This is a genomic window from Shewanella sp. LZH-2, from assembly GCF_016859145.1.
GTDB lineage: Bacteria > Pseudomonadota > Gammaproteobacteria > Enterobacterales > Shewanellaceae > Shewanella > Shewanella xiamenensis.
Genome location: NZ_CP069350.1, coordinates 1823931 through 1844083 on the forward strand (window position 1 = coordinate 1823931; position 20153 = coordinate 1844083).

Below are 20153 nucleotides of genomic sequence, written 5' to 3' on the forward strand. Positions count from 1 at the left end.
TCTCGAGTCACCTTGCTTAGCCTGGCCGTCCATCGGCTCTGACGCGACAAAGCATTGGTGCGTAGTAGTAACAGAAACACCCAAAAGCCAGCATCCAACAAATAATGGCTGCGAGCATTAATTCGATAAACCATGCACTGGGTAAACCCGCTAAGACACGGAACACTGTAGCCAGTAACATTAACCCAAAAGCCAGTGTCATTGGCCTAGCGGGTTTTAGTTGTCTGCCGGTATGGCCTAGCGATACCCTCGACATCATTGCGAGGATCATGCCGCCAAGTCCTCCAACAGTAATGGCATGCATTCCTACGGAAAGTGGTAGTCCTGTAGCAATCAGTATCAAACCAATGGGAATACATAAGTAACTTAAATGCAGTGACCATAACAGCGGCACAGACCAACTTGCCTGCCATCCCCAACGAGACCAACGTAGTAACAGCACCATACCCGCAATACCTGCCAGAGCTCGCGTCAGTAATATTATCTGCGGTAAAAAGAGACTCGCAACAAGCGCTAATAGGCTAGCAAAACTTAACCATTCCAGTACGGGAATGGCGGAGTGTCTTTGCCATTGGGTGGCGCGCTCAGTAAAGAATGGGATCACTCTACCACCAAGCAGGGCAACAATTACCCCAACAAGGATGACTGCTGCATAAAGACCATTATTAGCCCACTGTAATTGATTAGTTATTAAACCGTAATAGCTAAATCCATTAAAAAGCGTGAGTAAACTGAGAATAGGGATAAACACAAAGTTACGCCATTGGCGTACTTTAACCACAGATATTGATAATGCAATTGCGGTTAAGGGTAAAAACATCAAGTCGATGATCATGATCGCCACAAACGGAATATCTAGCGGCAATATAAATAAAAGCCTTGGTAGTAACCAGACCGTAAATAGCCCTATAAGAGGTAAGCCTTTCAACCCAGGTTGTCCTGTCCAGTTTTGTACTGCGGTGAGTAAAAAACCTGCGACGACGGCACAGGCAAACCCAAAAATCATCTCATGACCATGCCACCATAAAGGATTGATGTTGTTAGGAAGTAATGACAGACCGGAAAGAAATCCTCCCCAGATCCCTAAACTTAATAGACTAAATAGACTCGCAAATAAGAAGAAAGGTCTAAAACCTAAGCGGAAAAGCGGTAGTTTAGGTTGTAAATGTGCAGGTTCATCAATATTCAACATAATGACAGCGTAGTAGTGAAACACGAAAAGTATTTTAAGCTGCAAATTAAATGAATGTATATATCTACTTATGAGTAGCTTGTAAGTAAGCGTCCGAGTGAAGGGATTAAGATAGTCTTATCGCCGTGGTTTAATCTATTGATAAGGTAGAATAAATTACAATAGAGGACGTAAAGGAAATACAGGGATGCAAACGCTAAAAAGGTGTTAATGCTTAACTTGTTCAATTAGGAAAGTCAATTTCTCTAACATAAAACAAGTTAAGCCATTGTATCTGCAAGTCGCAATTATTTGGTCTTACGCTTTTGCCACTTAAACATGATCGAGTATTTCCAGAGGTTACTGATCATTAAATATCCTACAGTGGAAAACACGATCCCTAATACTAGGCAACCTAGTAGGAATGCTGGCCCAATTGTGGCTAATGAGGCTTCTATCCATTGCCAGCTTGCCTCAAAGGCAAATTCCTGCGGTGCGTGGCCAAGAATTTTTGCACCTAATAAATAAGCCCCATAAAACATAACTGGCATCGTAAGTGGATTGGTGATCCAGACTAAAGCGACGGAAACGGGAATATTGACATTAAAAAGGATTGCAAAGGCCGCGGCGACCACCATTTGAAAAGGCATTGGGATCCAAGCGACAAACAAGCCTATGGCAAAGGCCCCCGGCGCAGAGCGTCGATTAAGCGCCCAAAGATTAGGATTGTGTAATAAGCGACCGAAAATGCGTAGGTGTTTGTGCTCACGCAGGGTTTCAGGCTTAGGCATAAATCTTTTTATTAATTTTTTTGGCATAGGCTGAAATTGCTGTCTTAACTTAATTCACTATGAATGGATTCATGTTTGGCTTTAGTGCCACCTTACTGTCAGCGATGTTATGGCCTTCGCTGCCGCCAATTACTTATCTACCCTACTTTTGCTTTGGGGCTCTCATCTTATTCAAAAAAGCACCTAGCTTATCTGGCACACTCTTTGCGATGTTCTGGCTAACAGGATTTTGCTTAGTGTTATCTCGGCAGGATCTTCCTTTATCCCAAAAGCCTATACAGGTGAGGGGCGAAATCATATCACTAGTTAGTCAAAACAGCGACTGGGTTAGCTTCGATATTGTTGTCGATAAACCAAATTTAATCTTTGGGCCAACGGCTAAGTTGCGTTTAACCTGGCAATCCGAGGCGACACTGCAAGTTGGGCAAGTTTGGGATTTCACTTTTATGCCTAAAAGTATATCCAGTGTACTCAATCAAGGAGGATATAACGAACAAAAGCAATTGATTAGTCAGCATATTGTCGGTAAAGGCCGCGTTATGCATGCAAGGCTTCAAGCTGAGCGTTTTTCGTTAAGACATCACTTAATCACACGACTTGCTCCAAAGTTATCTGCGTTAACACAGGGGGATATTCTGCTGGCGTTAATCCTCGGGGATAAACAACTTATCTCGCAAACTAAGTGGCAGGCGTTAAGGCAAACGGGCACGGGCCATCTGGTGGCGATATCGGGATTACATTTATCGGTGATCACCGCTTGGGTCTATGCTTGCGCTTTGTTTTTTCTTACGCGTTTGGCGCCGCATCCAAGTCGACGAAATATAGTTATTGCGCTCATTTTAGCAGGAGTGAGTGCTCTATTTTATAGCTATTTAGCCGGTTTTGCCGTGTCAACACAGCGGGCGTTAGTGATGATTTTATTGGTTATGCTGTTGAGTTTATTAAGACGCTACTCAAGCGCATGGGATCGTTTGCTGTTTGCCTTATTTGTGGTGTTACTCATTGATCCTCTCGCTTGTTTGAGTGCTGGATTTTGGCTTTCTTTTTGTGCTTTGGCGATTATTTTATATACCTTAGAAAGTGCCAAATTTACACAGTCTGTTGATAGTAAAACAACTTTTTTAGCCAAGTCGCGAGTCAGAGTCATACAGTTTTGGTCAATACAATGGCGCTTAAGCCTGATATTGGGACTGCTGCAAGCCATCTTTTTTGGTGGTGTGAGTATCCATAGTTTGTGGATGAATATGCTGGTGGTGCCTTGGTTTAGTCTTATTGTCATTCCGCTATCGATGCTGGCTTTTATCATCTGGTGGTTAGGTACGCTTTTGGGGCAATCGTGGTTGGGATTATTCAATTTGGCGGATTTAGCACTATTTCCCTACGGCAAGTTACTCGAACTCAGCGTCGATTTACCCGCCCATTGGCATGTGGTTTCCGAGACATTATTAGCAAGCGGCCTGTGCGCACTTTTTGCGTTGATTCTGTGGCGATATGTTCCTCATCGGCGCCAATATTGGCACTGGCATTTGTTGATAGGGTTACTGTTTCTACCTCTGGCATTGTCTGTTTTTCAGCGCATTACAGCATCGAAAACCACTCAATGGACACTACATTTACTTGATGTAGGGCAAGGATTAGCCGTGGTGGTTGAAAAGGATGATAGGGCACTTATCTATGATACGGGCGCCGCATTTGGCGATGATTTTAGCTACAGTGACCGTGTGGTTATCCCTTTTCTTAATACTCGAGGATTAACTGATATCGATTTTATTGTGATCAGCCACGGCGATAACGACCATGCTGGAGGCGCTCAAGTACTGGCAAAAGCGTATCCTCAGGCAAAATGGATTACTGATGTTGACCACTTAAATGCTCAGCCTTGTTTGCCACAACAGATTGATTGGCAACAACTTACCTTACGCTTTATTTCCCCACAAACCCAGGCGGGTGGCAATAATGCTTCTTGTGTGCTGCGGATTGATGATGGTCAGCAAAGTCTATTACTGAGCGGTGATATTGAAAAGGAAACAGAGAGTATATTGATTGAGCGAGTGCAAGCGGGCTTTATACTTAAAAGTCAGGTGCTTATTGCTCCACACCATGGAAGCCGCACCTCATCTACGCTGGCATTTATTGAAAGGGTGGCACCGGAGTTAGTACTGTTTCCTGCGGGGTTGAATAATCGTTATGGCTTTCCTAAAGCCGATGTCGTTGCCCGCTACCAAGCTTTGCAGATAAACCACTTAACCACAGGGATTGAAGGACAAATTAGCGTTACTTTTGAACAAGGGCGACTCGACGTAAAAACCTATCGGCAAGATTTAGCTCCATTTTGGTATAACCGCTTGTTTAGATTTGGTGACTTGATTAATCCAGAGTAGAATGAGCACTTTGCCATAATTTAGTGTTACCAATGACAGCATATCCTAAAGACGAAATGTGGACCGTATTCAAGCGATTACTGGCCTATCTCAAACCGATGAAGGGCATGTTTTTGCTTTCAGTTGCTGGCCTTATTGTGTATGGGCTTGTCGATGCGGCTTTTATTTCTTTTATTGGCCCTTTTATCGATAAAGGGTTTTCCAGCAGTACACCAGCGATAACTAACGGTATTGCACTCCCCACGAACCAAGGCTTTCATGCCGATAACCAAGTGCTATTAATGGCGCCTATCGTGGTTATTTTAATGTTCTCCCTGCGCGGCTTTGCAAACTTCGTATCCACCTACGGCATTTCTTATATGAGCGCTAGGTTAATTATGGATATGCGCCAGCAAGTGTTTCAACATTATCTAAGTTTACCCGTGAGTTACATGGATAAGGAAAACACGGGCAATTTAATTTCAAAAGTGACCTTCGATACCGAGCAAATTGCCCGTGCATCGGGCAGTGCCTTGATTTCGATTGTTCGTGACGGTGTGACCGTTATCGGTATGCTGGGATTGATGTTTTATAACTCTTGGAAGCTTTCTCTGTGTATTTTAGTGATTGGTCCGATTATGGGATTAGTGATGACTATTGTGAGTCGCCGCTTCCGTAAGGTGTCGAAACAAATCCAAACGGCGATGGGGGATGTCAGTGCCGCAACGGAGCAGATGATCAAAGGTCATAAAAACGTACTGGCCTTTGGTGGACAAGAAACAGAAACGGCTCGCTTTGCCAAAATTAATGACAGAAACCGTCATCAAAATATGAAACTTGCGATCGCACAGGCTATCAGCCAGCCGCTTATCATGGTGATTGGCTCCTTTGCCTTGGCCTTTGTGCTGTATGCGGCGAGCCTAGATAGTATGAAAGCCGATTTGACCGCAGGTACCTTCGCGACGATTCTGGGCGCGATGATGGCCATGCTGCAACCCATCAAAAACCTCACGCGTGTGAATGCCGAATTTCAACGTGGTATTGCAGCGTGCACCACAGTATTTGAACTGTTAGACACTTTGCCAGAATCGGATACTGGTACTTATACCGTCAAGCGTGCTAAGGGCAACTTACGTTTTGATAATGTTTCCTTTAGTTACGAAGGCCAGGAGCGCCGCGCTTTAGATAAAATTGACTTTGAAGTGTCCCAAGGGCAAACCTTAGCCTTAGTCGGGCGCTCTGGGTCGGGGAAGTCGACGATCGCAAGCTTGGTGACTCGTTTTTACACCGGACTAGCGTCTGGCGATATTCTGCTTGATGATGTGAGTATTTATGATTACTCATTGAAATCATTACGTAGTCAAGTGGCTTTGGTATCGCAGCAAGTGACACTCTTTAACGATACTATTGCCAATAATATCGCCTATGCCTATCCGGGCGAAGTCACCCGCGAGCAGATTATTGAGGCGGCGACCTTAGCTCATGCGATGGAATTTATTGAGCAATTGCCCGATGGCTTAGATACCCAAGTCGGTGAAAACGGCGTGCTATTGTCAGGCGGTCAGAGGCAACGGATTGCGATTGCGCGGGCAATGTTACGTGATGCACCAGTGCTCATTCTGGATGAAGCGACATCGGCCCTTGATACTGAATCTGAGAAAGCGATTCAGCAGGGATTAGACAATTTACGCCATAACCGCACCTCGGTTGTGATTGCTCACCGGTTATCAACGATTGAAAGTGCCGATCAAATTTTAGTGGTCGATCAAGGTCGCATCGTTGAGCGTGGCACCCACAAATCTCTACTCGAACTTGGCGGCATGTATGCCAAGTTATACCAAATGCAGTTTGGTAGCTAAATGCAGGCGTTAGTGAATAAAATTTGGTATCAAGGCCACCCATTACGGTGGCTCTTACTGCCTTTTTCTGCGTTGTTTGCGCTTATTACCGCAATTCGCCGTGGTTTATTTCGCTTAGGGATTAAATCACAAACCACACTGCCAGTCCCCGTGATCGTGGTGGGCAATATTACCGTTGGCGGTAGTGGTAAAACCCCTACAGTCATCTATTTGATTGAACTGCTGCGTCAACAGGGGTTTAATCCGGGTGTGATCAGCCGTGGTTATGGCGCGCATATCCAAGGGGTAAAAGTCGTTAGCGTAAAGGATGCTGCAACTGATGTGGGCGATGAGCCAGCTATGATTGTGGCGCGTACTGGTGTGCCTATGGTGGTGGGCCCTAAACGTGTTGATACCGCAAAAACCTTGCTGGCGCAGTTTGCCGTGGATGTCATTATCTGTGACGATGGCTTGCAACATTACGCCCTCGGCCGTGATATTGAGCTGGTGGTGATTGATGGAAAGCGCGGTTTAGGGAATCGTCATTTGCTTCCAGCAGGCCCACTACGGGAAGGTGCTTGGCGTCTTAATCAAGTGGATTTTGTGGTGGTCAATAGTGGACCCGCGCAGGCGAATCAATATGAGATGCAGCTGAGCCCAAGTGCGGTGTTGCCGGTAAATCCTAAGGCTGAGGCCGTGTTTGATCCGACCCAGCCCGTGGTGGCAATGGCGGGTATTGGTCATCCGGCGCGTTTTTTTGAAACCTTAACGCAGCAAGGTTTTCAACTCGCGTTATCCCATGGTTTTGATGACCACCAAGCCTACGATAAACACGTGTTATGCGAGCTTGCAGCATCTCGCCCCTTGATGATGACTGAAAAAGATGCGGTTAAATGTCGCGATTTTGCACAAGAAAACTGGTGGTATTTGGCTGTCGATGCCAAGCTATCGCCACAATTTGATCAACAGTTGCTGAGCCGATTACGCTCTGTGGCTGCAGCTAAAAAAGGAAAATCCCATGGCGTTTGATAAAAAACTGTTAGATATCGTTGCTTGTCCAGTATGTAAAGGAAAGTTGGAGTACGATAAGGCGGCGCAGCAATTGATTTGTAAAGCGGACAAATTAGCTTATCCCATTACCGATGGCATCCCAGTGTTATTGGAAAATCGTGCCTTACCGTTAAATGAAGCAGTTTGATTTTTAGGCATAAAACTCAGCGTTATTGAACTTAACGGTTTGAGCTAAGTCGTGTACTTGCGACACCGCCGTGCATAAGTGTAGAGAACAGGGCGATCATCTCGCCCTTTTCATGACTTAAAAGCGCACAAACTTTTGTTTATCTTCCTCAGTGGCGCCTTCTTTACATTCACCACGTATTTCTCCCCGTCCTGATTCTATTATTCGGCTCAACTCAAAGTAACCTTCGCGGCAGTAACCTGTCATTTCTAAGGTTTTCTCGAGTCCCAATTCAACTTGTCTGCCCCAGATATCGAGTGCATCCGCTTGTTGTTGGTATAAACGACGCTGCTCGCGGGGATCTTGCGCGACTTGACGCATACGTTCTTCGTGGGGGAAGGGGCGTTCGGTGACATCTCTTGGTGAGTATTCCTCCGCAAAACCTGCCTGATAGGTAAAGAGTTTAAGGCCATCTGCGCGGATATCAGTGGTGAGTTTGTCTTTAAATTTACCTGCAAATTCAGAGGGGTCTATCGGAGCGCTGCTGCAAGCGAGTAATGTTAAGCAGCTCAATAATGTCAGGCTTATCGATCTCAATGGCATATCAAGGATTACTCTTAGATGATTTACTTAGCGAAGAATACCTTAATATGTCGCTCAATATCATGCAATTATCGGTTTTATTCGCGATATACTGGTAAAGAAGTTTATTCGCCCGAATAGGTTGGTTAATCACCCTAATACCGAAACAACTTGAATCTGCTCTGAAACTTGTCGCGATAGGTTGAATGGGCATCTACTCCGGAGCCTTACTGATGCTGGATTTTTGGGCCAAGCGATTTGCTGAAATAGACTGGAATATCAGCCCATTACAGGGGGTAAGCCTGCTACTGCTGGGACTTTGGATTTATGCTATTTGGCCTAAGGAAGAGTTACTGCAGGTTGTTAAGGATAAAGGCTTGCAATGGCGGTTGTTGTTAACGCTGATTGCGGTAAATACCTTATGGCTCCTCAATGCCAGTATTCAAGTCGGAATTCATTTACATTTTCTAGGGATAGTCACTTGTCTATTGATGTTTGGTTGGCGCTTAGCGACGGTTGCCTTACTCCTCCCAAGTGCGTTTTTCAGCATATTTGTCCTAAAGCAGCCTGGTGAGTTTGGTGCATTTGGCTTGTTTGCAATAGCCCTCCCGTTATTCTGTGCGTTTATGCTTTACAGCCGCAGTTACCATTTATTTCCTAAGCATCTTTTTGTGTTTATTTTTGTTGGCGCCTTTATTAATGCAGGATTATCGACGGTTTTTCATCAATTTAGTTGGGCATTTTGGCTTTGGTTGTCGGCGGATTATGACTGGAGCATGTTAGTTGATAACTATCTGATGTTAATCCCGTTATTAGCCTTTCCTGAGGCGTTGCTCAACGGCATGGCGGTGACGCTGTTGGTGGTGTATCAACCCCAATGGTTGTTTGATTATTCTGACCGTGAGTACTTGTGGCGTAAATGAAAAGCGCGCCGTGGGGCGCGCATTGTTGTGCTAGGCAAAACGTTGTTCTAAGTAGCTGATGATATCCTTAGATTCATATAGCCATTGCACTTGACCATTGTCTTCAATCCGTAAACAGGGCACTTGTTGCTTGCCACCTTGGGCGATGAGCTCGTCTCTATGTGGGGATTTTTTTGCATCCAAGGTTTGGATATTCAGCCCTTGACGGCGCATAGCTCGGCGCACTTTTACGCAGAAAGGACAAGCATTGTACTGATATAGCGCCAGTGCTTGAGTTTGCGCATCGATTTTTTGTTGTTCTGCTGATGGGCGTTTGAGTTTCTTTGGGGCGAACACAAAGTTAAGCAACAAAATGATCCGGCCTAAAATCCAGCGAATAATGAACATAACTACCTCGAGTAAAAGTGTTTTAGCGCGCCGCAATATTGGCTGTGCGAAAGGGGATAGACGCGCGGAATGTGATTCCGCTCGCATAAAGCCGCAGAGTTTAACCTAATGGATGTTTTAGGCCAAGTAATAGAACGAGGGGGCGCTACCTTAATCAACCAATAAAAATGCCCAGTGAATACTGGGCATTTGATTCTCTATGGTCTTGTACAACGCGTTATTTAGCTTCGATGCTCATATTCACTTGGGCAGCATCTTGATTGAGGGTGACGCGACTTTCGAGTAGGAAAATGCGTTCAGGTGCGATGCCCTTGCTATCAACAAGGTAGGCCTTGACTGATTTCGCTCTCTCCTGCGCTAAATCTCCCAACCTGTCTTGACCGACCGTTTGCGCTTTTAGCGAAAGGTTATAAAGCGCGATATGCCATCGGGTGGTCAGTTCCTCTTTACTCAGTGGTGTATCTTTGGTTTCAGCAATAATATTGTCTTTCACATCATCAGGATTGGCTTTAACTTCCTGCTCATAGAGTTTGAGAAGGGCATCGGCTAGAGGTCCTTGAGTCGGAAACTGACTCGGGCTGAGATCTGCCGGCAATTCCGTCAGCTGAATATTCGCTAAGGCAGCCAGCTTGCGTTTCATCATACGCTCGCTAATTGCTTGGCTATCGTTTATTGCATCGACACTGCCCTCAAGACTGAGCTGTAGCATGGGTCTATCCTCTAATCCTTTGGCGAGCTTATCTAGGCTTTCTTGCTCACGGGAAGTGAGGGTAAATTGCCCGGGATTAAAGGGGATTTTATCTAAGGTATCATCAGCGCCAATGAGACCTGCAAGGAAAGAGAAGGGGGCTGTGACGGCTTTAGTAATCACATTGGTAATGGCTGTCATGATGATGCTGCCAACACTAAAGCTGGGTGAGTCTAGATCGCCAGAGACTTCCATTCCTAGGTCAATCACGCCATGGCGATCCTGCAATAATGCAATCGCTAACGTTACGGGCAAACTGGTGGCTAAATCACTGTTACTGCGTTTCCCCAGTTTGAGTTGATTAATCACTAGGTGGTTGCTGCCCTTGAGTTGGTTTTGCTCAAGTTTGTAGTTAAGTGCTAACGATAATTGCCCTTTATCAATGTAATAGCCTGCATAGGTGCCAGAGTATGGGTTTACTGACGTCAGCTCAACACTCTTAAAAACCAAGTCTAAATCAAGATAAGGTTTATCTAACAAGGGATTAATATCCCCCTTTAATGTAACTGGTGCATAGCGGTCAATTTTGCCTTTAATATCGACTGATGCCTTAGTACCCGGCTTGGAGGATAGGTGACTGATATAACCTTCTAGCTGCTCGATGCCTGAGGCAAAGTTAGGTGTTAGCGAATTATCGGCAAAAAATGCTGATCCTTGGTTAAAGCTAATTTTTTGAATATCTAAGCTTAACTCGGGCTTTTTAGCTGCGGTTTGGGATGGCGCAACTGTATTGGTGCTGATTTCGGCTTGAATGCCAGTTTGCGCCATTTGTCCAGTGACTTTAGGCTCGGTAATGGCTTGCTGTTCAATAATCAGATTGCTGATATTGGTTGTACGATCCTTCGCGATAACAACCTTGGCATAAGGTTGCTCAAAACTTAAATGATCAATCTTGATTTGATTCTGTTGCTGGTCAAAATCGAGCTGATTAATATGCATTTTTTGCCATTTCACCAATGGCGCTTTGCGGATGCTGTCGAGGATATTCAAATCATCCAGCTCAACGTTACCTTGATAAATGGCTTTGCCTTTGCCATTGGCATGAACCTCGCCATCGCTACTGAATAGGCCGCTTTTAAGCTGCATATTGACATAGGGCTCAAGGTAAGGTTGAAATTGGGCTAAGGCCAACTGCTCCACTTTGAGGTTAGCGCTGATGGCTTTCCCAAGGACATCGACTTGCCCCTTGGAGGTAAAATGGCCTTTATCGTTTAGTCCAAAGGAGAGTTGGTATTCAATCGGGGCTTTTAAATCGCTCACTATGGTTTCAGTCGCAAAATCTAATGGATAGATTCGCCATTGCTGCGCCGTTTTGCTGAGTTTGTGCTCCTCAAGCTGAATATCATAGTTTTCGACATTCAGTCCGCCCAGTGTCACTAACCAGGCATCTTGCTGTTCAGTAACACTCTTATCCGAGGTTGCTTGTGAAGGCGATGCGGCTGACGTGTTCGTTTCAGCTGACGCTTCTGCTGTTTGCGCTTCTGCAGGCGAGTTCGGCGTTGCAGTATCAGTGCTGGCAGCCATAGATTTTGGCATTAATAGTTGAACTAAATCAATACCTTGTTCATCTAGCTTAGCCTTAAGACTTAAGCCTTCAGTGTGGATTTGCTTAATATTGACCCGCTGCTTGGCCAGATGAGCGCTGATCCCATCTACAGCCAGCAAAGGTAAGGTGATAACTGATTGGTCACCATTGAGCAAATTCACTTTTTCAACAATCACTTGCCCACTTTCGGCAGTGAGTTGTAATTCACCTTGTTCGGGTAAATCGACTTGGTAATGGGCGTTGATACTGAGCTCACCTGTCCCCAGTTTGACATTGAATTGATCGGCAACAAATTGCCAGAGCGGCACAAGTTTGAGTTTGGCAAGCTGTACATCCCCGACGAGCTTAAAGGGAAACAGCTGAAATTGTCCGGCAAGGCTCACTTCACCTGCGTGGGCATCCTGCAACTGGGCGACAAATTGGTTATGCACGATAGTCGTAGTGGCATTTGTCGCCGATGTTGCTGGAGTAGTATTCGCCGTAGTTGTTGCTGGAACGGCATTGTTTGTCACCGCATCTTTGGTTGATGACGTCTTAGCTACGCTAGCAGGATTAGGTAACATCAGGTATTCAGTATCTAATTGACTGAGTTTGAAGTTGATATTGGGGTAATCAATTTGCGCCTTGGTTATCTTGTCATCAAATTTGAACTTGGCTGCACTGACGGTTAACTCACCTAAGATGATGCGCAAAGGACGTGCTTGTTCAGCACTCGTGTCTGGTTTGCTGGCGGTTTTAGCTTGGTTGAGGGTGGTAACGATGTCGTCAAAGTTAAACTGAGTTGCCCCATGAGTTTGAAACCGTTGGATATGAGCAAAGGGCGTTTGCAACTGAATATGATCAATCACTAAGGCTCGATTGAATATAGACTGCCAAAAATGCACCTCAAATTGGAGCTGTGCTAATCCGGCAAAATCCCGATTATCTTTCTCCTTAACGGCGAGCTGGCCGATATTGACGCGGTAGTTAAAAGGATTGATATGCATACCCTGTAAACTGACCGGACGCCCTAATAGCTGTGAAAGCTTCTCTGGGGCGAAGGCGACGATAGCCTTGGGGAGTATTAATCCGAGGGCGATAAGGTAACTTAAGTAGGTAATGGTTAAATAGACGAGAACTCGTTGGTATCGGGGGCGACTAAAAAACGCGAGTTTTAACCGTGATAGTTGAGTTAGCATAGTCAGATTAATGCTCCAATACGCACGCTGGCGCGAAATCTATCAATAAATGTGGTTATTCTAGCGAATAATGCTTACCTCTGCATGATTTTTTTGGTGTTTTGTCAATTAAATCTGAGTGTTACCGTATGGCAACCAATGTGAGTCAGAATGTATGTTAACTCATAACCCTCGCTTTACGAGGGTAACATGTTGTGTCTCCAGTGGGCATTTTATGACCGCTAAGCTTTTTAATACGAATAGCTTAGTTTAAGTGGTGAGATAACTTATCGCGGCGATGACGGCGCCTTGTGGATCTTTTATCCAACAAAAGCGACCCACTTTCGGAATATCTTCTGGACCAAACAGAATATCGCCACCAAGTTTTTTAGCGTTAATCGCGACCAAGTCGACATCGGCGACCGTGACATAACCTGTCCAGTGCGAAGGTAGCGTCGGGAGCTGATTATCAGTGATACCGCCGATACCTACACCTTGATTTTCAATCAAGTGGTACTGACCATGGGGCATCTTGACCGTTCTAAATTGCCAGCCAAATACTTCACCATAAAAGCGCATGGCCTCTTCAGTGTTGTGGGTCGTGAGTTCATGCCAGCCTAAGGCACCAGCGGTATTAAATGCAGAGTCCATAAGCGCGTCCTTTATGTTATTGAGCCTTGTGGCGAGGCGATTAGTATTTTGAGTGTAGACGATGCTTTTCAATAATTCCTAAGCAGATCCAGAAATGTGACATTATTTTCTGCTGTAAATCATTAAACTAAGTTAATGTTAATTAATGAAATAACAAAAATCTGTTTATCGAGTTTGTCTTGATGTTGTGCTTGTGCCGCTCCGCTGAGTATTTGCTGAGTTTGCGCTCTGTTTTGCGGCTGATTGGTGGTGTTAGTATTGTTTTACAGCATTAGACCTTACTCCCCTTCGCTTGCTAAACTAGCGCCATTTGCAATCGATGAAATTGCGTAATAGGGGGATTAACGATTGAATAAGAGTTTAGTGACCAATGTGTTGGCAGCCATTTGTGTGATCTTGGGATACGCACTGAGCTTACCCATTCTATTTAATGTTGGGTTATTTGCATTATCTGGTGCGATAACCAATTGGCTTGCGGTGTATATGTTGTTTGAAAAAGTCCCTGGCTTGTATGGTTCTGGTGTGGTGCCTTCGCGGTTTGAAGAATTTAAACTCGGCATTGCTCATCTGATGATGAAACAGTTTTTTACCGCTGAAAACATTGATCGTTTTTTGTCTGAAAAAGAAGGTATAAGCCAAATCGATTTGGCGCCTGTGATTGAGAAAGTAGACTTAGCACCGTCTTTCGATGCCTTAGTCAATACTGTGGCACAATCTTCATTTGGTGGCATGTTAGCCATGTTTGGGGGGACTGAGGCGCTAATGCCGCTAAAAGAACCCTTTATTGAGAAGATGAAAGCTTCATTGGTCGATATGGCCGAGAGTGAACAATTCCGCGGCCTATTGAAGCAAGAGCTTGAACAGCCAAATGTGATGGCCGATTTACAACAGAAGATTGCTAATATCGTTGAGCAACGCTTAAATGAATTAACCCCGCAAATGGTTAAGCAGATAGTTCAGGAGATGATCCAGACGCATTTAGGTTGGCTCGTGGTGTGGGGCGGTGTGTTTGGTGGAGCCATCGGACTTGTCGCCGCCTTAGTACAGGGCTAATCTGAGATTAGCCACTATCGCGAAGGGAGCAATGGCTCCCTTTTTTATTGATTAAGTTATTCATTGGGCAGGGAAGATTATGAATCGTCATCACACTATCAATTATTTAGAGATTCCAACATCTGATATTGATTGTTCTAAAGCGTTTTTCAATACTGTATTTGGTTGGCGTTTTGAGGATTATGGCCCACAGTACAGTTGCTTTATCGATGCGGGAATAACGGGTGGTTTTTATCAAGCTGATGTTTGTTTTACCCTAGAAAAGGGCTGTCCCCTGATTGTGCTATACAGTAAGACCTTGGAAGAAACTTTAGCCGCCGTGATCGCGGCTGGCGGCACCATTAGCACTGAGATTTTTAGCTTCCCAGGTGGTCGACGTTTCCATTTTATCGAGCCTGCGGGCAATGAATATGCGGTCTGGTCAGAATAACAGTATTTATCAGCCCTGTGTACGAAATTGCTGTCTCGATCAGCAGGATATCTGCATGGGGTGTTTTAGGCATCTTGAGGAGATTTTGGCGTGGCGAAACATGACAGAGGAGCAGCGAAGCGCCTGTTGTCTTAAAATGGCTGAGCGCAAAGCCGTTTTTATGGCAAAACGCCCTAGCAGCTAAAATAGGCCAAAGCATCGCGGCGCAACTTAAGTCAATACCGAAGTATAAAAACAGAAGCGCCGCGTTAACTGACTAGATAGGATCAACCACAATATGTTCGAGTTCTATCGCGGCAACAGCATGCAATGCATCCATTGCTGCGCCCACTAAGCTGATTTTACCTTGGGAGGATTCCACCAATACCGCGCGGCGGATCTCACCAAAATCACGATTATGCCGAGTCAGATTCGATAGCGCCATTTGCATTGGGAGCATCGATGGGTTAAACGCGGCGTTTTCAGCGTAGCGACCACAGTAGGTTGCGCCATCCGCGGTTTCTAATACAACCGCCGCATAGCTTTGGGTATAAGGTGCATAGCTTAAGCCCGCATGATCTAAGGCTTCAATTACCATAGGATCACTGCTATCGAGTGCAAATTCAGTTTCCTGCTTGACTAACAGCGGTGACTGAACATTTAAGTCTTTTGGCCCAAACGCATAGGGCAGATAATAGGACAATAAATGGCTATCCTGTGATGGCAAATGGATCTTGATTTGGCCGCCTTCGACTAATTCATTCATAAACTGACGGCAATGACCGCAGGGACTGGCGTTCACGATCATATCCACAATCTGGCTTTCGCCGCTAAGCCACGCGTGACTAATAGCGCTTTGCTCTGCGTGTACTGAGTGGAAGAGGGCTTCGCCAGGCAGTTCTAAGTTGGCACCCATATAAATGTCGCCACTTTTTCCTTTGGCAATTGCACCAACATAAAACTCACTAATGGGTGGTTTGGCCAAGGCGGCGGCAATAGGTAACAAAGCCAGTAACACCTCTGATTCGGTCATATTGCTGCTTTTGACTAACTCTGCCAGTTGCTGTACATCGATATGTCCCGCAAAACCTTGATGTAATAAGGGAATTAATGCGTCAGCCAATGGGGTTGGCAGCTGGGTTATGCTTCGGATAAATCTATCTTGCATTTCCCGACTCCTTGTTTGTTAAGTTCATGGAAGAACATTCTAGTAATTTTGTTACAGTATAAATGCGAGTTAGTTCGCGTTTATGGTTCAATTAAGCGCCTGTTAGTTAACATCTGAAAGAAGTTATCAATCATAGGCGCTAAATCAACAAAAAACATGGGCTATTTTGTGGTCTACAATCCACGCAAATAGTGGCACAGGGCGGCGAGTAGTTTTTGTTTATGCTCATCGCCTTCGGTATCTTGCAACAAATTTTCAAGTTTGAGCAGATAATCCTGATCGGCCAAACGCTGCTGACAGAAGGTGCGCCAGCGATGGGACTCTTGATCATCAAGCAATTCGGGATAATTGCGCGCCCGATAACGGAATAGCATTTCTGGGATGCGTCCATCATCAAATTGCAAATCAAGTGCGGCTAAATTTTGAGGTAAGGTATGGCGAATGATCTCCATCTTAGCTTTATCGGCAGGGCTGAAAAATCCACCCGAATACAACATTAAGTCAGGATCCGTGGTGGTTACTTCGCCATCATGCTCAAACAGTTGCGCCAGCTTCTCCCGTAATTCCGGGTGAGACTTTAAGCGTTTGTATTGTTCTCTGGCAAAGGCTTTATCAATGTTGAGTCTTTCTGCCTGCACATCATCTAAAATTTTGGCCGAAGTAATAAAAGGGCATTTGTTAAGATGCACCTGTTTAACTGGGATGGGTAACTCATCCTCGGCAAGCTCCGCTCTGGGCGTGTACATGCGCGTTTTTATCTGCTCGACATCCAGCTCAAACAGTGGGCTTAAATCCATCGCTAAATTCACGCAAATAATGGCATTTTTGTTACTTGGGTGGTGTGCAACGGGGGCGATAAGGGTTGTACAACCGTGCATTGCACTTATCTTCGAACTGACATGGGCAAGCGGTAGCATATTTAATACGTCAATTTGCGCGCTGACGGCTTGTTTACGGCGCAATTCAAAATAGTACTGGTATAACTTAGGTTGCTTTTCTTTTATCAGTTTTGCCATTGCGATGGTGGCGTAAACATCTGACATGGCATCGTGCGCTTTTTCATGGCTTAAACCATTAGCTTGGGTCAGATGTTCCAGTTTAAAACTGGGTGAACCGTCTTCTTTTAATGGCCAATGGATACCGTCGGGTCTAAAGGCATAACAAGCCCTCACTAAATCAATGATATCCCAACGCGTATTGCCATTTTGCCATTCGCGGGCATAGGGATCGATAAAGTTACGGTAAAAGCCATAGCGGGTGACTTCATCGTCAAATCGTAACGAGTTATAGCCAGCGACACAGGTATTAGGTTGGCTGAAGAGAGTATGGATACGCCCCATAAACTCGGTTTCAGGTAAACCTTTTAAATTGGCTAATTGTGGCGTGATCCCTGTAATTAAAATCGCTTCGGGTGAGGGCAGGTAATCCGTTGATTGTTTGCAGTAAAAAGTCTCTGGCTCACCGATAATGTTAAGATCTAAATCGGTACGGACCCCGGCAAATTGGGCGGGTCTATCTTGGGCTGGGTTGGCACCGAATGTTTCATAGTCGTGCCAAAAAATACTTGGCTGAGATGCTGTATACATAATTTCAATCAAATGACGGTTTTGTCGAATGATAGCATCTTAGCCGTTAAACTCACCCCAATATTGATCAGCAAAAACCTTGATGGATAAATTATATTGAAAAGAGAAGCGCTTAACAGGTGATCTTTACCACGATTGGCAGTTACAATTCCCATTGAACAGGGGATCAGTCTTATGCATCATCAATATCTCAATGAACCTATGATACTCGATGTCGCACAGACGTCGTCATTGATCATAACGTTACCAAGCAACATGAGTGATTTTATTGTGCTTGAAACGATGGGAGCTCCCTTACTTGAGCTGATTGTCGTTTCACAAACTCCACCACAGATTGCAGTGCGCCTTCAACCGATTTTAGGGTTAAAACTAAACACAACTTCTGTTTCAGACGCAGGGCTAAGTGCTCCTGTATCAAGGTGCTTGGGTCAAGGTGTGCGGCTTTATCATCGAATGGGGACTGCCCCTAAATTTGTTGCCCAAGAGCTTCGGGCAGGAATTTTAATTAAAGTTGATGTGAGAGAAAGTGTAACATTCTCTTTGCAATCGGCATCAAAGTTCGAGTTTGTAACACTTGAATCCGACGTCAGATGCTTACATGAGCCGAGAGTACTGATGATGGCTAAGGCTATTCTTGCTAGGGAGTACGATTACGGTGCGACATCGGAATCCCTTGCGGTTTACCTCACCGAAATTGAGCAGATAAGATTGGAGTTACAAGCATTTTTACGGGGTGAACTCGGTCAATACCATACTGGCTTAGCTGAAGAGGCCGTACGATTAGATCCATTACTACAACAGAAGCGCCAATGGCTTTTTCGAACTTATACCCACATGTTTGAGCGCCCGAGCTTTAGTCGCGCCGCAAATGATAGTCAGAATATCGACAAAGCCTTAAGGAAACTTGAGTGTTTTGAGCTACTCGCTTCTCCTGAATTACTGCAAATGGTCGAGCGATTAATGGAAGATGAGATATAAGCTTGACATCCCCCATTTTAAATAGAGTTAATCAATGCAATATATATGTCCTTTGTGCGCGTTACCCCTCACCCTAACACAACGAACTTGGGGATGCCCGCAGGCACACAAGTTTGACATGGCGAAAGAAGGTTATGTCAATTTGCTTCCCGTTCAGAAAAAAAACTCGAAAGATCCGGGTGATAATCAGCAAATGATGTTTGCTCGTCGGGAGTTCTTAAATGCGGGTTATTATCAAATCTTAAGTGATAGAGTTAATCAACTGGCACTCCAATATGCCAGTAGTGCACAGCAGATCCTTGATATAGGCTGTGGTGAGGGTTACTACAGTCATCGTTTATATAATGCCCTTGTTGCTCATCATTTTTGTTATTTACAGGGCGTTGATATCTCTAAGTCGGCAATAAAATATGCAGCCAAGCGCTATCCTAACTTAAGCTTTTGTGTAGCGAGTGCCTATGAAATGCCGATCCCATCTAATAGCATTGATTTAGCGATTCGAATTTATGCACCATCAAAAGTAGAAGAACTTCAGCGGATCATGGCACCTAGCGGCATTCTTATCACGGTATCGCCAGGGCCTTTGCATCATTTTGCGCTAAAACAACAGATTTATGACCAGCCAAGATTGCATCCTGAGTCTGAGGCCAGAGTTGATGGATTTGAATGCCTACATCAAGAGCGGCTTAGCGCGCAACTCGAGCTTAACGACAGCAAAGATATCGGCAATTTTCTCGAAATGACTCCCTATGCGTGGAAGTTTACCGCAGAGCAGAAACAAGCATTTACTCAGCGCGGATTAAGCTGTGAGTTAGATTTCCAGATTGAAGTACATCGCATTTCAGTCTAGGGGCTGATTTTAACCTATTGAAATAAATTATTTAAAATGCTTTACTGTCTAAGCTTAAGCCGTAAGAACATATTGTTCTGCGAGCCGGTAGCAAAACCTTAAAAGGCTTTGTTTAAATAAATTTTTCAAAGTGTCGCAGTATGTTGACTTATCTTTAGAATGGTTTATAGTTTTACTAGCTTGAAGGTTGGGCTTATATTTATGTGTTCAATACGACCCGTTCGTCCTGTAAACATAAGTAATACCGGCATTTTCCAGCTCCACCGCCGTTAAGGCTTTAATTTTTTATTTACAGGATTTATATCATGTCTCAAGTAACTGGTGTAGTTAAGTGGTTCAACTCTGACAAAGGTTTTGGTTTCATCGAGCAAGAATCTGGTCCAGACGTATTCGTTCACTTCCGTGCAATCAACTCTGACGGTTTCAAAACTCTTGATGAAGGTCAAAAAGTGTCTTTCACTGTGACCCAAGGTCAAAAAGGTCCTCAAGCTGAAAATGTAACCGTAATCGGTTAATTTTCAGTGCTGTTAGCCTAGGCGCTAATAGCAATGGATTTAAGAGCTGTGGTTTTTACCATAGCTCTTTTTATTTGTGCTGTTTTATCATAATACTTACATCTCTCATTTCTCTCACTTTTAAGACCGCGTTCAGATTAATCTGCTGTTAGCTGTTATCATTTTTCCCGTGAATTTTGTTTATTTCGCTGTTAACGATATTAATAAATACATAAGCTTGGCTTGAAAACTGACTATTTACGTACGCGAACATTCAGGGCGAT

General features: G+C 44.6%; 19 protein-coding genes. 11 read left to right on the plus strand and 8 right to left on the minus strand.

What is annotated here, in order from left to right; translation table 11 throughout:
- Positions 1-16 precede the first annotated feature (16 nt).
- Both JM642_RS08180 and JM642_RS08185 read right to left on the minus strand, forming a co-directional pair.
- Positions 17-1192, minus strand: a complete 1176-nt coding sequence (locus JM642_RS08180) for an NnrS family protein (protein ID WP_203433409.1) — start codon at positions 1190-1192, stop codon at positions 17-19.
- A gap of 287 nt (positions 1193-1479) precedes the next feature.
- The gene (locus tag JM642_RS08185) at positions 1480-1989 is read right to left on the minus strand and encodes a DUF2062 domain-containing protein (protein ID WP_037419631.1); all 510 of its coding nucleotides are present in this window, start codon (positions 1987-1989) and stop codon (positions 1480-1482) included.
- 32 nt (positions 1990-2021) lie between these two features.
- Here JM642_RS08185 and JM642_RS08190 point away from each other — a divergent pair, with 32 nt between their 5' ends.
- The 4 genes from JM642_RS08190 to JM642_RS08205 are packed head-to-tail and all read left to right on the plus strand — an operon-like array spanning position 2022 to position 7358.
- Complete coding sequence (locus tag JM642_RS08190) at positions 2022-4343, plus strand: DNA internalization-related competence protein ComEC/Rec2 (protein ID WP_203433411.1); 2322 nt, start codon at positions 2022-2024, stop codon at positions 4341-4343.
- A 32-nt stretch (positions 4344-4375) separates the two neighbouring features.
- Positions 4376-6181 carry a lipid A export permease/ATP-binding protein MsbA gene (gene msbA, locus JM642_RS08195; protein WP_203433413.1) on the plus strand — a complete coding sequence of 602 codons (1806 nt, stop codon included), beginning with the start codon at positions 4376-4378 and terminating at the stop codon, positions 6179-6181.
- Complete coding sequence (lpxK, locus tag JM642_RS08200; RefSeq protein ID WP_037427268.1) at positions 6182-7189, plus strand: tetraacyldisaccharide 4'-kinase; 1008 nt, start codon at positions 6182-6184, stop codon at positions 7187-7189.
- Positions 7179-7358 (plus strand): Trm112 family protein, encoded by a 180-nt coding sequence (locus JM642_RS08205; protein WP_037419644.1) that lies wholly within the window; start codon positions 7179-7181, stop codon positions 7356-7358. Before lpxK ends, JM642_RS08205 begins: the two co-directional genes overlap by 11 nt.
- 117 nt (positions 7359-7475) lie before the next feature.
- Here the strand turns inward: JM642_RS08205 and JM642_RS08210 are convergent, their stop codons facing one another.
- Positions 7476-7940, minus strand: a complete 465-nt coding sequence (locus JM642_RS08210; RefSeq protein ID WP_037419646.1) for a hypothetical protein — start codon at positions 7938-7940, stop codon at positions 7476-7478.
- Positions 7941-8152: 212 nt separating this feature from the next.
- On the opposite strand from JM642_RS08210, the gene JM642_RS08215 reads away from it, so the two are divergent.
- On the plus strand, positions 8153-8842 hold the full coding sequence (locus tag JM642_RS08215) for an energy-coupling factor ABC transporter permease (RefSeq protein ID WP_047540500.1): 690 nt from the start codon (positions 8153-8155) through the stop codon (positions 8840-8842).
- A gap of 30 nt (positions 8843-8872) precedes the next feature.
- On the opposite strand, the gene JM642_RS08220 is transcribed toward JM642_RS08215, so the two are convergent.
- The 3 genes from JM642_RS08220 to JM642_RS08230 form a co-directional block, all read right to left on the minus strand.
- A complete protein-coding gene (locus JM642_RS08220; protein WP_037427267.1) occupies positions 8873-9229 on the minus strand; it encodes a glutathione S-transferase N-terminal domain-containing protein in 357 nt (118 codons plus the stop codon).
- 217 nt (positions 9230-9446) lie between these two features.
- Positions 9447-12701, minus strand: a complete 3255-nt coding sequence (locus tag JM642_RS08225; RefSeq protein ID WP_203433415.1) for a DUF748 domain-containing protein — start codon at positions 12699-12701, stop codon at positions 9447-9449.
- Between the two features lie 249 nt (positions 12702-12950).
- Positions 12951-13331, minus strand: a complete 381-nt coding sequence (locus JM642_RS08230) for a VOC family protein (RefSeq protein WP_037419655.1) — start codon at positions 13329-13331, stop codon at positions 12951-12953.
- 348 nt (positions 13332-13679) lie between these two features.
- On the opposite strand from JM642_RS08230, the gene JM642_RS08235 reads away from it, so the two are divergent.
- The 3 genes from JM642_RS08235 (at position 13680) to JM642_RS08245 (ending at position 14998) form a co-directional block, all read left to right on the plus strand.
- Positions 13680-14384 (plus strand): DUF445 domain-containing protein, encoded by a 705-nt coding sequence (locus tag JM642_RS08235; RefSeq protein WP_203433417.1) that lies wholly within the window; start codon positions 13680-13682, stop codon positions 14382-14384.
- A gap of 79 nt (positions 14385-14463) precedes the next feature.
- Positions 14464-14814, plus strand: a complete 351-nt coding sequence (locus JM642_RS08240; RefSeq protein ID WP_203433419.1) for a VOC family protein — start codon at positions 14464-14466, stop codon at positions 14812-14814.
- Positions 14789-14998, plus strand: a complete 210-nt coding sequence (locus JM642_RS08245; RefSeq protein WP_169548684.1) for a DUF1289 domain-containing protein — start codon at positions 14789-14791, stop codon at positions 14996-14998. The genes JM642_RS08240 and JM642_RS08245 overlap by 26 nt, the downstream gene beginning before the upstream one ends.
- Positions 14999-15070: 72 nt before the next feature.
- Here JM642_RS08245 and cdd read toward each other — a convergent pair whose 3' ends face one another.
- Entirely contained in the window at positions 15071-15961 is an 891-nt protein-coding gene (gene cdd, locus JM642_RS08250) for a cytidine deaminase (RefSeq protein WP_203433421.1), read from the minus strand.
- A 173-nt stretch (positions 15962-16134) separates the two neighbouring features.
- Positions 16135-17547 (minus strand): exodeoxyribonuclease I, encoded by a 1413-nt coding sequence (gene sbcB, locus JM642_RS08255; RefSeq protein ID WP_144345693.1) that lies wholly within the window; start codon positions 17545-17547, stop codon positions 16135-16137.
- 174 nt (positions 17548-17721) lie between these two features.
- On the opposite strand from sbcB, the gene JM642_RS08260 reads away from it, so the two are divergent.
- From JM642_RS08260 to JM642_RS08270, 3 genes are all read left to right on the plus strand, one after another.
- Entirely contained in the window at positions 17722-18525 is an 804-nt protein-coding gene (locus JM642_RS08260; protein WP_203433423.1) for a hypothetical protein, read from the plus strand.
- Between the two features lie 34 nt (positions 18526-18559).
- Positions 18560-19375 carry a 23S rRNA (guanine(745)-N(1))-methyltransferase gene (gene rlmA / locus JM642_RS08265; RefSeq protein ID WP_037419673.1) on the plus strand — a complete coding sequence of 272 codons (816 nt, stop codon included), beginning with the start codon at positions 18560-18562 and terminating at the stop codon, positions 19373-19375.
- Positions 19376-19680: 305 nt separating this feature from the next.
- Positions 19681-19890 carry a cold-shock protein gene (locus JM642_RS08270; RefSeq protein ID WP_011072720.1) on the plus strand — a complete coding sequence of 70 codons (210 nt, stop codon included), beginning with the start codon at positions 19681-19683 and terminating at the stop codon, positions 19888-19890.
- Positions 19891-20153 lie beyond the last annotated feature (263 nt).